The 15,976-nt window shown below is 49.5% G+C and carries 16 protein-coding genes; 14 read left to right on the forward strand and 2 right to left on the reverse strand.

Annotated elements, in window-relative coordinates:
- Position 1: 1 nt before the first annotated feature.
- From AACH41_RS05950 to AACH41_RS05965, 4 genes are all read left to right on the forward strand, one after another.
- On the forward strand, positions 2-1,477 hold the full coding sequence (locus AACH41_RS05950) for a hypothetical protein (protein ID WP_338657450.1): 1,476 nt from the start codon (positions 2-4) through the stop codon (positions 1,475-1,477).
- A gap of 23 nt (positions 1,478-1,500) precedes the next feature.
- Positions 1,501-2,406 (forward strand): aldo/keto reductase, encoded by a 906-nt coding sequence (locus tag AACH41_RS05955; protein WP_338657451.1) that lies wholly within the window; start codon positions 1,501-1,503, stop codon positions 2,404-2,406.
- A complete protein-coding gene (locus AACH41_RS05960; RefSeq protein WP_338657452.1) occupies positions 2,384-3,205 on the forward strand; it encodes a phytanoyl-CoA dioxygenase family protein in 822 nt (273 codons plus the stop codon). Before AACH41_RS05955 ends, AACH41_RS05960 begins: the two co-directional genes overlap by 23 nt.
- Before the next feature lie 123 nt (positions 3,206-3,328).
- Complete coding sequence (locus AACH41_RS05965) at positions 3,329-3,739, forward strand: FdtA/QdtA family cupin domain-containing protein (RefSeq protein ID WP_338657453.1); 411 nt, start codon at positions 3,329-3,331, stop codon at positions 3,737-3,739.
- Positions 3,740-3,841: 102 nt separating this feature from the next.
- Here AACH41_RS05965 and AACH41_RS05970 read toward each other — a convergent pair whose 3' ends face one another.
- Complete coding sequence (locus tag AACH41_RS05970; RefSeq protein ID WP_338657454.1) at positions 3,842-4,687, reverse strand: 2OG-Fe(II) oxygenase; 846 nt, start codon at positions 4,685-4,687, stop codon at positions 3,842-3,844.
- Positions 4,688-5,100: 413 nt separating this feature from the next.
- Here AACH41_RS05970 and AACH41_RS05975 point away from each other — a divergent pair, with 413 nt between their 5' ends.
- The 10 genes from AACH41_RS05975 (at position 5,101) to AACH41_RS06020 (ending at position 14,291) form a co-directional block, all read left to right on the forward strand.
- A complete protein-coding gene (locus AACH41_RS05975) occupies positions 5,101-5,901 on the forward strand; it encodes a flagellin (RefSeq protein WP_338657455.1) in 801 nt (266 codons plus the stop codon).
- Between the two features lie 242 nt (positions 5,902-6,143).
- On the forward strand, positions 6,144-7,247 hold the full coding sequence (locus AACH41_RS05980) for a DegT/DnrJ/EryC1/StrS family aminotransferase (protein WP_313988801.1): 1,104 nt from the start codon (positions 6,144-6,146) through the stop codon (positions 7,245-7,247).
- 235 nt (positions 7,248-7,482) lie between these two features.
- A complete protein-coding gene (locus AACH41_RS05985; RefSeq protein ID WP_313988804.1) occupies positions 7,483-8,283 on the forward strand; it encodes a flagellin in 801 nt (266 codons plus the stop codon).
- An 818-nt stretch (positions 8,284-9,101) separates the two neighbouring features.
- A complete protein-coding gene (locus tag AACH41_RS05990) occupies positions 9,102-9,902 on the forward strand; it encodes a flagellin (RefSeq protein ID WP_275354917.1) in 801 nt (266 codons plus the stop codon).
- A gap of 70 nt (positions 9,903-9,972) precedes the next feature.
- Complete coding sequence (locus AACH41_RS05995; RefSeq protein WP_313989278.1) at positions 9,973-10,323, forward strand: flagellar protein FlaG; 351 nt, start codon at positions 9,973-9,975, stop codon at positions 10,321-10,323.
- A 30-nt stretch (positions 10,324-10,353) separates the two neighbouring features.
- Positions 10,354-12,042 carry a flagellar filament capping protein FliD gene (gene fliD, locus AACH41_RS06000; RefSeq protein WP_338657456.1) on the forward strand — a complete coding sequence of 563 codons (1,689 nt, stop codon included), beginning with the start codon at positions 10,354-10,356 and terminating at the stop codon, positions 12,040-12,042.
- Positions 12,043-12,066: 24 nt separating this feature from the next.
- Positions 12,067-12,555 carry a flagellar export chaperone FliS gene (fliS, locus tag AACH41_RS06005; protein WP_228518641.1) on the forward strand — a complete coding sequence of 163 codons (489 nt, stop codon included), beginning with the start codon at positions 12,067-12,069 and terminating at the stop codon, positions 12,553-12,555.
- A gap of 1 nt (position 12,556) precedes the next feature.
- Positions 12,557-12,889 (forward strand): flagellar protein FliT, encoded by a 333-nt coding sequence (locus tag AACH41_RS06010; protein ID WP_194746935.1) that lies wholly within the window; start codon positions 12,557-12,559, stop codon positions 12,887-12,889.
- Entirely contained in the window at positions 12,890-14,026 is a 1,137-nt protein-coding gene (locus AACH41_RS06015) for a flagellar hook-length control protein FliK (protein ID WP_338657457.1), read from the forward strand. It abuts the gene before it with no gap.
- Positions 14,013-14,291 carry an EscU/YscU/HrcU family type III secretion system export apparatus switch protein gene (locus AACH41_RS06020; RefSeq protein ID WP_194746933.1) on the forward strand — a complete coding sequence of 93 codons (279 nt, stop codon included), beginning with the start codon at positions 14,013-14,015 and terminating at the stop codon, positions 14,289-14,291. The genes AACH41_RS06015 and AACH41_RS06020 overlap by 14 nt, the downstream gene beginning before the upstream one ends.
- 73 nt (positions 14,292-14,364) lie before the next feature.
- Here the strand turns inward: AACH41_RS06020 and AACH41_RS06025 are convergent, their stop codons facing one another.
- Positions 14,365-15,960 (reverse strand): tetratricopeptide repeat-containing glycosyltransferase family protein, encoded by a 1,596-nt coding sequence (locus AACH41_RS06025; RefSeq protein ID WP_338657458.1) that lies wholly within the window; start codon positions 15,958-15,960, stop codon positions 14,365-14,367.
- Positions 15,961-15,976: the final 16 nt, after the last annotated feature.

Here is a 15,976-nt window from a genome sequence, read left to right on the forward strand (position 1 = left end):
AATGGATACTAAAACAACTGTGATTGTTGGTAACGCTTTGGCTGGAATGGTTGCTGCTTTGGAGCTGGCGCGACAAGGCAAAACAGTATCCCTGGTAAATCCTGGCGGTCCGTGGGGCGGATACTTTGCCGGGCTAGAAATTGATGGCGTCATGTTTGACGCTGGTTTGGTTAAGTTTGAGCTTGACGGATACCTGGGGCAGGCTGGTGTTTCGCAATTGAGCAGCTATGACCCTGAGCGTCGCAATGATGTGGGGCGATTTTTGAATATTGTGCATGATTGGGTGTTGCAATATACCCCGCTACATCAATTTGACATGCCCAAAATGTGGCTGGGAAATAAAGCTTACGATGATGTGGTACTTGCAAACAGTTACCACACATTTAGCCAATTACCGTTTGCTCAGGCAAGTATTGCCGAATTGCAGGCTCAGACACCTTCCGATGCAGTGCATGCTCGCGAGAAAGCTCAGGGCGACAGTTATCACCGCCTGGATTACCTGAAGGCCTCACTGGCCAACCATGGCAAAACCATGCACGAGCAGATTATTGCGCCTTATTTGTTAAAAGCGCAGGGGGTGACGGCAGACAAAATGCTGGCTCGCTATCACCGCGTAGCCTGGTTGCCTTTATATTACCCGGAAACGTTGTTAGCGAGCTTTCAAGGCAAAGCAGTGCCCTTGAATCCAACCGTGTTCCACTATCCTAAGCATGGCGCCATTGGCGATATCCTGAAGCAGGTTAGGCAACAGCTCATTGCACACCCAAATATCACGCTGATACAGCAACCTGTCACACGCGTGACTAAGCAGGCTAACTGCTGGCAAGTGCAACTCGCGGACAATACCACACTGGATGGTGCAAACCTCGTATGGACCGGCGCGCCTGCAGCATTGCTTAAAGCCCTTGGTCAGTCGGCTACGCCAGTGCAAGAAATAAAATCACCGATCGCCGTGCTTTTTTTGCGCATTAAGCGTCAGGATATCAAAGATATTTATACCTTGATGCATGTGCTGGATTTGGACAAGTGTGCCTATCGGATAACCAACCAAACGGTGTGTGCTGACAATATGACGGATGACATGAATATCGTGGTTGAATTCAATCAGGATTACTTCAAGCGATTGTATGGGGAGCAGGATCTGTCAGATGTATATATCATTGAAAAATTGCTGGCCGAGTTGGCGAGCATGAATATGATAGCGGCAGAGACTAAGCCTTTAATTGCATGCATTAAACGTATTCCGGGCGGTTTTTTGGTTCCAGACGAAGCGGCACGGGATGCCTGGGAGCAAGACAAGGCCAATGTTGTAAATAAACATCCTGAAATAGCCTTGCTGGCGATGTCTAGCGGATTTTTTGCAACTTCACTAAACGATCAGGTGGTACAAGGCTTGTACTATGCGCAAAGCCAAAATAACACCGCAGTAAAATCAGTACTGCAGCAACAGCCAACGGCCACGGCATTACTAAGTTAAGTGGGTATTGATCTTATTCGTTCATGAAAATATTGGTATTGGGTAGCTGGCAGAACTTGCATACAAGCGCAGACCAGTCAGCATTGGCATCTGTTTGGGCGAAAGCCATTGATCAGGGTATCCGGCACTTTGATACTGCTGATAGCTATGAAGATGGTATCGCTGAGATCTTGCTGGCTGATCTATTGCAGGGTCTACCCAGAACAAGCTACCAGTTATCCAGTAAATGTTTTTTTGCGACAAGCGCAGCGCCGTTGGGTGGATTATCCGTGGCACATGTAAAGCCTGCCTTGGAGGGTACGCTAAAGCGCCTGCAGACTGATTATCTGGATGTTTATTTTGCTCATCGCGATGATCAAAGTCTCTCGGTTGAGCAGATCGCTGAGACTTTTAACGAATGCATTACGGAAGGCAGTATTCGTCATTGGGGGATTTGCCGGTGGGCACCTGAACGTGTTGCAGCGTTGATGGATTTTTGCCAGCAAACAGGGCTGCAACCGCCAGTCGCTCAGCAGTTTCATTACCATTTGTTTAACCGGGACGCAGAACAGGAATCTTTTCCGCTCTACAGCCGTTTTGGATTGCCAACTTGGGTGTATTCACCATTGGCGCAAGGGGTACTGACTGGTAAATATCATGATGGTATTCCGCACCTAGCACGTGCAGGTATGGAACATGCCAAAGCCAGTATGTGGGAGTTTCATCCGGAAAAAATTGCGCGTGTGAGGGCATGGGCTGAATGGTTACAGCATAGGGGATTGACTCCGGTACAGGCCGCGATGGCTTTTTGTTTAAGCCGGCCAGAAGTGAGTCATGTGCTGATCGGCGCGACACAGGTGCAACAACTGGAAGAAATTTTGTCAGCGGCCAACATAGATTGGCAACAGGAAATCGTAGAGGTGTTTGATGCAATGTCAACTTACCATTGATGGTCAGTCCCATCAATATCAAATTGAAGGCGATTTTTTCTGGGGTGAAGATCAGGTTTTATTTGAAAAAGACGCTGATACACTTGCTCTAGTGGATTGGCGTGAGCAAGGGTATACCGTCCAACCATTGTTTGGTGCGGAGGCTTTTAGCACAATCCGAGAAAGTCTGACGCAACGTCTCAAAACTATATTACAGGCCGAAGTCCCAACGTTAGATTTAGCTCATTTTCAGCTTGAAAACTATCATCATTACGTACAGGATGAGGTGCACCAGCGCGTCATTTCGCAGACCCGTTTTCTTGACTTCTCTTCATTTGAGATTGATACACAGCAACTGTGTGAAAATGTCTCTGCAATTTTAGGTCGAACGGTGGGGTGCCATAACCAATTGTTAGAACGTGATGTGGTGATTTTGCGCATTAGCCGTCCGAATAGCCTGGATATTAATCCACCGCATCGCGATGGTTATCTTGAGATTTGGCAACGCACAATCAATCTTTGGATTCCTATTGCCGGCTGCTCAGACCAGTCATCGCTACCAGTCATTGCGGGGAGTCACTTCTGGAATGAAAACACGATTTACAGAACGGCTGCAAAAGGTGCAAAAATTCAAGGTAATAACTATCACGTGCCTGCGATATTGCAGACAAAGCAAGGGCCGCTGTCATTAGCACGACAAAACCCGCAACCTGGCGAAGCGCTTATTTTTACGCCTTATTTAGTGCATGGCTCTGCCATCAACCAGCAAGCCGACACGACTAGAATGTCGCTTGAAATTCGACTTCCTTTTCAAAGTTGAAATCCTGAACTGACTAGCAGGTGGTTGTTTTGTATTTTTTTCTAGCAATTGAAACAGCCACGCTAGTTTTAAGCTGATGGTGCTTGATTCAGTAACACCTAGAATATATGAAGGAATCTCGGTATGCCATTGGAAGATTGCAGAATTATTGAACTGCCGAAAATAAACAGCCCGGATGGCAATTTGACATTTGTCGAGAGCGACAATCAGATTCCATTTGCCATTAAGCGTGTCTACCATGTCTATGATGTTCCAGGTGGTGCACAGCGTGGAGGTCATGCGCACAAAAATCTTCACCAATTTATTGTGGCGATGTCAGGAAGCTTTGACATTACGCTCGATGATGGCAAGGATAAGCGAAAATTCCATTTAGCCCGCTCTTATTACGGATTGTATGTGTGTCCAATGATCTGGCGCGAAATCGATAACTTCTCCTCCGGCTCGGTCTTGATGTGTATTGCTTCCGAAAAGTATGACGAGTCTGATTATTATCGGCAGTATGATGAATTTATGCGAGCACGTTGGGCTGCTTGAGTTGCCACGTTCTGCCAATATCTGAATTCAAAATATTTAACCATTAAAAAAGGCGCATCATTGATTTGATGCGCCTTTGTTTTTATTACGTGGAAAATGTATTTATGAGTGGCTGACGGTGCCAGCGACTGGTAAAGGCTCGGTCGGTTGTTTAGCAGGTTTTTTGTTTTTGCGGTAAACCTCGCTTGAGGTGGTTACATTGGCGCGCATACGGATCAGGTCAGCAATTTCTGCACTGTCTTTTTGATGCTCGCGCGGTGCAAACAAGGCTCTGCCACGCGGATCTGCGTCCACCGGTGGCTCGCATAAATAATAGACGGCCAGACTCTTGCGATACACACCATAAGGCTGGGTCAATGGACGGCTCATGCCGTGCCAGGAGTTCTGAGTCGTATCAAAAATCACTGCACGGTTAAATTTGGGGCAGACTTCTTTTAGCAGTTCGCCAGGCTGATTTTGCTCTGCATCGTGGCTCCACAAACCCAAATGTCCGCCATGATATGGCTTGAGTTGCTCCGACACATAAATAATGATGTTGATTTTGCGCTGCAAACCTAATTTGGGATGAATGGAGTAATCCAGGTGCGGATTCAAATTGCCGCCAGTGCCGTGAATATGCCAGCCGCCGCCGTGCAAGCCATTGTCAGCATATAACTGGGTGCCGACGATTTCAGATAGTTTGTCTATGACCGGGGCCGAGTTCAGTGTCTGGAACAGCGCATAGGTCAGCGCAGGGAAAGCATTCCAGTCATTCAATGCTTTTTTGTCTTCGATCTCATTTTGGTAGTGAAACCAGCGCGAAGAGTCATACTCTGGAAATTCGCGTGCAATCTTTTTCACCAATTCAGGATTCAAGAAATTATCGATGACGGCATGGCGGAAAGGTTTTGCATCTTGAAAGTGATGCATTCCTTTAGTCAGATGATTCAAATCCAGAAACGATTGCATGAAAATCCCCCTTCGCATTCATTGAGCGTGTTATGTATTTATATCGGACACGCAAGCAATTTATTAAGGCGAATACGCATGTATTTATGCGCTAATTTTTGTAGATGCTGTACCGACCTTGGGTGGTGGCGCAGTGTGACAAGCTCCAAGCGTTTTAGCGCATGAATCAGCGCGCAGGGATATCTCTAGAAATGGTGGCAAAACCACGTTCTATTCAATGAAATCAAATATGCGGGGCTGCGATAAAGTGATTCTTAACTTGACGCAACGTTCTTACTATAACGGTCAGCATTTGCTTAACTTGAGTAATAACGTGCGAAATCAGATTAATTTAAAACAGATTTGAAGAGCTTGAGTGTGGCATGAATACTTAACATGAAGCTCGATATTTTTGTACATTAAGGAGGCTTAACATGGCTGCAGTCATTAATACCAATATTTCATCATTAAATGCCCAGCGCAATTTAAATGCATCTCAAGCTGGTTTGAATCAATCCATACAGCGTTTGTCTTCAGGGCTGCGCGTTAACAGTGCCAAAGATGATGCGGCAGGGTTGGCGATTGCAACACGCATGGACTCTCAAGTTCGTGGCAATGATGTGGCAATTCGCAACTCCAATGATGCTATTTCATATCTGCAAGTGACCGAAGGTGGTTTGTCGAAAGCGACTGATGTGCTCCAACGTATGCGTGAGTTGGCGGTGCAGGCTGCCAACGGCAGCTATGGTTCTGGTGACCGTGCCAATCTGGATACAGAGTTTACGCAGTTGACTGAAGAGTTAACCCGCTTGAGCACCTCTACCCAGTTTAACGGTTTGAACGTATTTGGCGGTCCCGGCTATACCTTCCAGATTGGTTCTGGCTCTGCGGATACTTTGCAAGTCAGTTCCGTGACCGCAGCTTCCATCTCTGGTAATGTGCAAACCGCCTCAGCAGCAACGGCTGCGATTACAGCCATTGATGCGCAACTGGATTCAGTGAATACGTCACGTGCGAGTCTGGGTGCGTACCAGAACCGCTTTGAAGCGGTAATCAGCAGCTTGCAAGTGAATATCGAAAATGTGTCCGCGGCGAAATCCCGGATTATGGATGCAGACTTTGCGTCAGAAACTGCGAAGATGACCCGTAACCAGATTCTGCAACAAGCAGGCACGGCGATGCTGGCCCAGGCCAACCAGTTGCCTAATAGCGTCATGTCGCTGATTCAACGTTAATCCTTAGGCTGTTTTATAGTGACATTTCACAGGTCGTGGGCTTTTGTCTAGGCAAAAGCCCACGACCTCTTCATTTCTGGATCATCTCATCAACACACCAGTTCTCTATCGTTCAGGATAGGCCGGTAAAACCGGTTTTGTTTTTTTCAATTTAAAGTTTCCAGATGCGATATAGTTAACGCAATCTTTGCGGTAACACGCGCGATCCCTGTTGCTGGGATGTTGATAATTGGATGCCAAACATGATTCCTTTCCTTGATCTCAAAGCCGCTTATGACGAATTGTCGCCTGACCTTGAGACTGCCCTGTTAAGGGCTACCCGTTCTGGCTGGTATATCGGTGGCGAAGAAGTGGAGGCCTTTGAAGCCCAGTTTGCCGCATATACTGGCGCCCCGTATTGTGTCGGCGTGGGCAATGGCCTCGATGCACTGACCTTGGCCTTGCGCGCCATGGATGTGGGGGTGGGGGATGAGGTGATTGTCCCCTCCCATACTTATATTGCGACCTGGTTGGCGGTGAGTGCGGTCGGCGCGACTGTGGTCCCTGTCGAGCCTACTGAGGGGCAGTTCAATATTGATGTTGCCGCCATTCAGGCAAAAATCACAGCTAAAACCAAAGTCATTTTGCCGGTGCATTTATATGGTATCCCGGCAGACATGGATGCCATTTGTGCATTAGCCAAACAGCATGGCTTGCTGGTGTTGGAGGATGCTGCGCAAGCGCATGGCGCTGCCGTCAGGGGTAAATGGGTAGGTACGCATGGGGATGCGGTCGCATGGAGCTTTTACCCGGGCAAGAATTTGGGGGCTTTGGGCGATGGTGGGGCCGTCACCACAAGGCATGAGCATCTCGCCCAACGTATACGCGCGCTTGGCAATTATGGCTCAGCCGTCAAATATTACAATCTGGAGCCTGGCGTGAATAGTCGCCTGGATCCCTTGCAAGCCGCCGTGCTGTCAGTCAAGCTGGCTGCGCTGGATGAGTGGAATACACGCAGGCAGGCATTGGCGCAGCGCTATCTTGAGGGTTTGCAAGGCCTGCCTTTGCAATTGCCTGTTTCTCCAGCCTGGGCCAATACTATCTGGCATTTGTTTGTGATCGCAACGCCACAACGCGATGCCTTGCAAACCTGGTTGCAGGCGCATGGGGTGCAAACCCTGATTCATTATCCCGTCCCGCCACATTTGCAACAGGCTTATCAGTCGCTCGGTTGGCAAGCAGGCCATTTTCCGTGTGCCGAGCGTTATGCCAATCAAGTACTGAGTTTGCCCATGGGCCCGCAACTCTCAGTCACGGCTGTCGACCAGGTGATTGAGCTGGTACAGCAGTTTTTCAGAGCGCAGTGAGACTGTCTCACGCATCGCCTCGTTTAAAGTTTTTCCGAGTAGGGTCGTAAAGAGTGTCAAGTGCATGATCTTCCCAACAGAAATTTAAAGTGCATGATTAAAGAAATTTCTGGCGAAGTCGATAAAAGTAATAACAACGCTGAATAGCAAACACGAAGTCAAAAAGTGGATCAACGTTGATATGACATGCCGATTTGACACTAACTACACATAGGACTCTGAAGGAGACTAAAACATGGCTTCTGTAATTAATACCAACATTGCATCCCTGAATGCACAGCGTAACCTGAATGCTTCACAAACAGGCTTGAATCAATCGATTCAGCGTTTATCTTCTGGCTTGCGTATCAATAGCGCCAAAGACGATGCAGCGGGGATGGCAATTGCCACTCGCATGGACTCCCAAATTCGTGGCAATGAAGTTGCGATTCGTAACTCAAACGACGCGATTTCTTACCTGCAAGTGACAGAAGGTGGTTTGTCCAAAGCGACAGACGCCCTGCAACGTATGCGTGAACTGGCCGTACAGGCAGCCAACGGCAGCTATGGTTCTGGTGACCGTACTAACCTGAACACAGAGTTTACACAACTGACTTCAGAATTAACCCGCTTGAGTACTTCTACCCAGTTTAACGGTTTGAATGTATTTGGTGGTTCAGGTTACACCTTCCAGATTGGTTCTGGTTCTGCAGATACCTTGCAGGTGAGTGCAGTGACTGCGGCTTCTGTGACTGGCAGTGTTGCCACCGTTTCAGATGCGACTGCAGCGATTACCGCGATTGATGCGCAACTGGATGCGGTGAACACTTCACGTGCCAGCCTGGGTGCCTACCAAAACCGTTTTGATGCCGTTGTGAGCAGCCTGCAAGTGAACGTGGAAAACATTTCTGCAGCGAAATCCCGGATTACGGATGCAGACTTCGCGTCAGAAACTGCGAAGATGACCCGTAACCAGATTCTGCAACAGGCAGGCACAGCAATGCTGGCCCAAGCCAACCAGTTGCCTAACAGTGTCATGAGCTTGCTCAGAGGCTAAGTTTTCTCGAGGCTTTCAAATTATGGCGAGCATTTGTTTAGACAAGTGCTCGCTTTTCTTTTTTTAGTCGCCAGCATTGTCAGTCAGCACCTGGCTATGCATCCTGATCTGCCGGTCTAACACAACAGCATCAACCCTTGCACTGGCGTGTCACAACATGGGCATTGCAGGTTTGTCCTGCGGATGCAACATTGCGCCTGATCTACAGCCGAGTGGCTTTCATTTCCCTTCTTCGTTTCATGATCCACAATACGTCAAGCAATTCGATAAGTTTATGAAAATAAAAAGAATACCTTTATTTTCACCTCTGATTTCAACGTACTCCATCTCTCAGTGAGCGTCTGTGCGACTTTGAAGATAAGCAGGTAAAAACGTCGTTGTTTAGCCAAATTATGCTGGCTTGGTTACGGTAAAGTAGGCATGTTGGTGTACCGCTAACTCACTTGAGTACAGCGGGCACAAAATGAGTTCATGGAGACTGCAGGACTGAAGGAAATTACACGGGATTTTTCGCAAGAATAGACCAAGTCGTGCTGACGCGATGACCATGCTGACACCGGCATGGTAGCCATGTTGCACGGCTTGAATTTGCCATGAATGATTTGATATTAAAGTTTTTCCGAGAGGAGTCGTAAATAGTTTCAAGTGCATGATCTACCCAACAGAAATTTAAAGTGCAGCATTAAAGAAATTTCTGGCGAGGTCGATAAAAGTAATAACAACGCTGAATAGCAAACACGTAGTCGCAAGTGAATCAACGTTGATATGACATGCCCATTTGACACTCATTGGATATACGACTCTAAAGGAGATTTAACATGGCTTCTGTAATTAATACCAATATTGCATCTCTGAATGCACAGCGTAACCTGAATGCTTCACAAACAGGCTTGAATCAATCGATTCAGCGTTTGTCTTCCGGCTTGCGTATCAATAGCGCCAAAGATGATGCAGCGGGCATGGCAATTGCCACCCGTATGGACTCCCAAATTCGTGGTAGTGATGTTGCGATTCGTAACTCAAACGACGCGATTTCTTACCTGCAAGTGACAGAAGGTGGTTTGTCCAAAGCGACAGACGCCCTGCAACGTATGCGTGAACTGGCCGTGCAGGCAGCCAACGGCAGCTATGGTTCTGGTGACCGTGCCAACCTGAACACAGAGTTTACACAGCTGACTTCAGAATTATCCCGCTTGAGTACATCTACCCAGTTTAACGGTTTGAATGTATTTGGCGGTTCAGGCTACACCTTCCAGATTGGTTCTGGTTCTGCAGATACCTTGCAGGTGAGCGCAGTGACTGCGGCATCTATTAGCGGCAACGTGTCCACTGTTTCAGATGCGACGGCAGCGATTACCGCGATTGATGCGCAACTGGATGCGGTGAACACTTCACGTGCCAGCCTGGGTGCCTACCAAAACCGTTTTGAAGCCGTTGTGAGCAGCCTGCAAGTGAACGTGGAAAACATTTCTGCAGCGAAATCCCGGATTACGGATGCAGACTTCGCGTCAGAAACTGCGAAGATGACCCGTAACCAGATTCTGCAACAGGCAGGCACAGCAATGCTGGCCCAAGCCAATCAGTTGCCTAACAGTGTCATGAGCTTGCTGAGAGGTTAATTGTTCAGACACTTGAATCATATCCACAGAGGCATCCCTCTGTGGATTTTAGGCTAAGCAGAGGAGCAGCATCATGACTCAATCTATGGATGGTGTTGGCGGTAACCGCACATTAACAGGTGTGCCTGCAGTAAATAGCTTGAAGCTGGTGAAGTATGCAGAAGCCAGCGGCGAGCAAAAACCTGTCGAAGCGATGGATAAAGCCACTTTGACCGGGGCGGTAAAAAAACTGAATGACTATGTGGCGCCTGCGCTGCAAACCATACAGTTTTCGATTGATGATGACACAGACCGTATCGTCGTGAAAGTGGTCGACACCGAGACACAGAAGGTGCTCAGGCAAATCCCAAATGAGGAGGTGCTGGCCATTAGCAAGACGCTGGACAAATTAAGAGGCCTAGTCATTCGTCAAACGGTGTGATGAATTGTGATTGTATTTGGAGACTAGATTATGGCATCAATTGTAAGCTCAACGGGCTCATCAGGGTTACCTATTGACTCTCTTGTCAGTGCCATGATGACGTCTGCCCAGCAGCCGATTACCCAGATCAAGACGCAAGTCTCTACTTACAATGCCAAACTCTCTGCGTACGGTACGTTGAAAAGTGGATTGAGTACCTTCCAAACAGCTTTGGATGGTCTGTCTAGTGCCGGCAAGTTTAATGCGCAATCCGTGACGCTCACCGATTCAAACAGTATCAGCGCGACTGCAAATGGTAGCGCTACCAATGGCAACCACAGCATTTCGGTGAGCCAGCTGGCGACTTCACAACGTATTACCACGTCTGCTTATAGCGATGCCAGTACCACTTTTGGTACCGGGAGCCTGAAGATTTCCTTTGGTACTTATACCCCAGCCAACGGTAGTACGGCAGCTTCTTTTACTGCGAATAGCAGCAAAAATGCGATTACGGTCAATATCGACAGTAGCAACAATACCCTGTCCGGTATCCGTGATGCCATTAACGCACAAAATGCTTCTGTCACGGCTTCTATTGTCAATGACGGTACTGGTAACCGCCTGGTGATCACTTCCATGGACACTGGTGCAGCCAATAGTCTGAAGATTGATGTCACGGATAACGATGGCAACAATACCGACGGTAGCGGCTTGTCCACCTTTGCTTATGACCCGACCGCCTCCAGCGGCAGTGGTAAAAACTTAAGTGAGCTTCAGGCTGCACAAAATGCGTTATTGACTGTTGATGGGTTGAGCATCAGTAAGGCGAGTAACACCATTACTGATGTGATTGAGGGCGTGACCTTAAACCTGAAGGCGGTCACCAGCACGCCTAACGCAATGACGATTGCGACGGACAATAGCGCGATTAAAAGTTCTGTACAGAGCTTTGTCGATGCCTACAACAAACTGAATACCAGTCTGCGTAGCCTGACAAAGTTCGTTGATGGCGGATCTTCTGCCAATGGCCCTTTGCTGGGTGACTCGGTGGCCCGTGACGTGTCAGTGAAACTCGGATTAATGATGTCCCGCATCTCTCCTACGGCCAGTACCTACCGTACCTTGAGTGACATTGGCGTCACCGTGGGCGATGGCGGAGTCATGACGCTGGACGATACCAAGTTTCAGAAAGCGATGGCGAATAGCCCTTCCGATGTGGCGAAAATCTTTTCGCCTTCGGCAAGCAGTACCGACCCATTGGTCAGCTTCGTCAGCAGTGGGGATAAAACAGTTTCTGGCACCTATGCCGTCAATATCTCGCAAGCGGGGAGCAGCTCACAAGATGTGGCTGGTACCCTGAATGGTGTGAATGCGATTGGCAGTGGTAATACCCTGACCGGCGCATTTGGTGAGAATAGTGCAGGTTTGAAACTCAGTATTTTAGGCGCTGCGACTGGAGACCGTGGCACGGTGACTTTCAACCGCGGCCTAATCGGGGAGTTTAGTAGCATGCTTGATAGCTGGCTGGACTCCGATGCTGCGTTGGCTACCAGGACAGACGGTTTGCAGTCGTCTATTAAATCATTGAATAAAAAAGCCGATGACTTGAGCGCCAAGCTGCCAAGCCTTGAAGCAAGTTATCGTGCCCAGTACGCAAAATTGGATGCATTACTCAGCAGCATGCAAAACCAGAGCACTGCGTTGACACAACAACTGAATACAATCAGCAATAATAGCTAATCGCGGAATATTATCAGGAGAATCATGATGTTTGGATCGAAACAATCTGGCATTAATGCCTACGCCAAAGTAGGTTTGGAAACCGGCGTCGTGGATGCCAGTCCGCTCAAGCTGACGATCATGCTTTACGAAGGCGCTGTAACTGCCTGCATCCGCGCGCAACAAGCGATTCAAAAGCAGGATATTCCGCAAAAAGGTGAATATATCTCCAAAGCCATTTCCATCATTGAAAGCGGTTTGCGTACCAGCTTGAACAAACGTGCAGGGGGCGAGGTTGCCCTCAATCTGGACCAGCTGTATGAATACATGATCCGTACACTCATGCAAGCGAGCCTGCGTCAGGACAGTACTAAAGTTTATGAAGTTCAGCAGTTGCTCATGGAGTTGAAAGGCGCCTGGGAAACGCTGGAAAAATCGGGGATGAGCCGCCTTGCACAACAGAATGCCTTGGAAAACTCGGCGATCGCAGAAAAAGCACAGGCGTATCAACATTTGGCCATGGCCGGGGCCTGATATGTCCAAGGCGCTGATTAATACTTATGAGTCTGCTGCCAAAATCATGGCGCAGATGCTGCTTGCCGCTCAGCAAAATGCCTGGGAAAAAGTGACAGAGCTGGAGCAGTCTTACATGCTCAAGATCGAAGTGATCAAAGCGCTGGAACAAACCTTGCGTTTACAATCCGAGCAACTGACACAGGCGCAGCACTTGCGCAAACAGGAGTTGGTGCAGAAAATTTTGGCCGATGATGGCGAGATCCGTAATTTGCTGTATCCCGTCATGCATCGTATTACCGATATGATTTTTGATGCGCAGCTACATGCACGCACCCCACCGGATGTGATTTAGATGATTCCTATCCCGCAAGTCCTCTCACAACGTTTCATTACCAGTGAAACTGAGAACTTGCGTGCGGTCACTTCCATCATGCCGGTGGAAGGTACCCAGGCCGAAGCTCCTTTATGGGAGCGCATGCGTCCAGGCATGCAGTTTATCGGACTGATTTTGCAAAAAGACAACGCTCAAAAAGGCGCAGGCAATGCCGACCTGGCTGCTTTTAAAGTGCAAATCCAGTTACCCAACCAGCCACCCATGGTGGTGCAGATGCAATTACCCGCTTACTTGTCGCAACAGCAAACACTGAACATGCAGTTTATGGGGCTGGCACAAGGCCAGGGCAAAGACGCCGAGGGCTATCCGCAAGTGCGCTGGGGTGTGCAGTCTTCCGCGGCGGGCACGTCACGGCTGTCGACAGCTGGGTTGCTGGCAGAGACGCCACATGCAGACAACCCCGCTACTATGCAAAGTCTGGTACAGCATGCGGCCGGGCAATCGAGTCTGGTCGAGTTAAGCTCTCCCGCCAGAAACCTACAGCGCTGGCTGGATGCCAGCCCGTTTCAGTCGCAATCTGCCGTCTTGCAGGCACAAACCGTGGTCAGCAACAGCCCGCAAAAGCCGCAAGTGCTGGCGCAAGATCTCAAGCATGCGCTGGATAGCTCGGGCTTGTTCTATGAGTCTCACCTGAAAGAGGCGACGCTGGGCACCCGGCCCTGGCATCAACTACTGCAAGAGCCGCAAAACAAACCTCACTTTGTACCGCCGGAGATGGTGTCGCAACAGTTACAGGTGCTGGAACAACAGCGTGTGATTTGGCATGGTGAAGTCTGGCCTGGCCAGATGATGGAGTGGCAGGTCAGTGAGCGCAAAAATTCCCAGCAGTCTAGCGAAGACCCGACCTTAAACAGTTTGTTTAGCAATTTGAAGTTGCAGCTGCCAAGGCTGGGCGAGGTGGCTGTAAGAATCACGCTGGCTAACGGGCGCTTTAGTGTCCGTGTGCAGCCCACGGATGCAGCGAGCCTCAAGGAAATGCAATCTGGCCGCAGTACGCTGGCCATGAATCTGCAAGCTTCCGGCGTGAAGCTGGATTCCTTGCAAATCGTGCGTGAAGAAATCGCGCAGCACAGACCGCAATATGCAGCAGGATAAGCCTTATACCCAATCTGCCGTGGCCCTGGCTTACGAAGCCGGGGATTTGGCGCCACGCGTGGTGGCCAAAGGCAATGGTCTGCTCGCACAACGCATCATTGCCCTGGCGCAAGAACACGAAGTCTATGTGCATGAGTCACAAGCCATGCTCAACCTGCTCATGCAGGTCGAACTCGATGCCCATATTCCCCCACAGCTGTACCAGGCGATTGCTGAAATTCTGGCCTGGTTATACAAGCTGGAACAAGGGCAGGCCGACCATTAAACTGGCCAGTCTCAGATAGAGACTTTGTCGCAGTAACATTGCCGCATCTTGTTTTGCCAGAGAGTTACTGCGTCTACGATTTTTCTGCAATCACTTCTGCCAGCGCCTGTTTGACGTCTGTAATGACACTTGTCCAATGATGGTGTTGGGCTCTGAACAGTCTGGCCGAGGGGTACCACGGACTGTCTTCGCGTGCGAGCAGCCAGCGGAAGTCTGGTGGGTCAGGTAACAATATCCATACCGGTTTGTGCATGGCGCCAGCCAGATGTGCGACTGAAGTATCCACTGAAATAATCAGATCCATGCGTGCGATGAGCGCAGCGGTATCGCTAAAATCCTCTAGTTCGGCCTGGTGCTGCGTGAGTTGTGGTAGCCCGCTTAACGCAGCCTGGTCAGTATCGCGAACTTCTTTTTGCAGGCTATGAAAACTCGCATCCAGTGCCAGCAACGGCGCCAGCTGCGCTAGCGGAATACTGCGGTAACGATCTTTCTGATGCGTGGTGGATCCTGACCAGACCAGGCCTACCCGTAATCTGTTCTGACTAGTCATCTGCAGACGGCTTACCTTGTCAGGCGCGGCAAACAGGTAAGGGGTGTGCTGAGGCAGATTGCCGAGTTCTGTCTTGAAGACATATGGCAAGCTCATGAGCGAACAATGGTAATCATAGTCCTGATACGCGGTGCCTGCAGCAATCAGTAAATAGTCTGGCCCCAGTGAGCGCAACAAGGGAATCAGGCTCGCTTGCACTTCAATAATCACCTGTGCGCCCAAGGTGGCGACCAGTTTGGCGTAGCGTATAAACTGGATGGTATCGCCCAGCCCCTGTTCGGCGTAAAGCAAGATACGCTTACCTTGCAGGGATTGTTCGCCGGTCCACATCGGTTGCACACAGACCGCACGGCGTCCCCTGGGCAAATGTGGCGCATGTTTGCCACTTTCGTACATGGCCCAGCCTTGCGCATAATCGCCGGTGAGTAACTGAAATAACGCCAGATTCCAGTGCAAGGTCGGGTTGTGTGGTTCCAGTGTCAGTGCCTGACGATAACAGTCGCTGGCCATGTCAATGTCTAGCATATCCAGATACAGGTTGGCCAGATTAAGATAAAACAACGCGTTCTGCTGATCGGCTAGCGGGATTTGCTGGTAGCTGGCCAAGGCCTCATGATGGCGGCCAAGCACGTGTAAGATGCTGCCTCGGCACAATAAGGCCGGTGCCAGCGTGGGTGCATAGCCGACCAGTTGGTCTGCACTGAGCAAGGCTTCTTCATAGCGGCCGAGCCGACTCAGGATCAGGCTTTTGCTGTGTAAGGCGGCAACGCAAGCCGGGTTTAACTGTAAAGCAAATTCATGATGGGCGAGCGAAAACTCAAATTGCTCTAATTCAAACAGCAAGTTGCCGCATTCGATAAGTGTGGGTTCATGCTCAGGCGCAAGATGCAGGGCCTGGTTAAAACAGTGCAGGGCCTGCGGGGCGTTTTTTTGCTGCTTGAACAGCATTCCCTTTTGAAACCAGGCTTGAACACCCGCGGGGTTGCTGGCTAACACGCCGTCAGGTGACTCGTGGCTGGCGGTGCTACCTGATGGCCGCAATACTGGCGTGCCATTCAGTCGCATCAGCGGGGCAGAGGGGGTGTCTTGTATCAAGCCAGCCACATGTTGAGCCTGCATTGTTCTTTTCTCACTG

Source organism: Methylophilus sp. DW102 (genome assembly GCF_037076555.1).
Classification (GTDB): Bacteria; Pseudomonadota; Gammaproteobacteria; order Burkholderiales; family Methylophilaceae; genus Methylophilus; species Methylophilus glucosoxydans.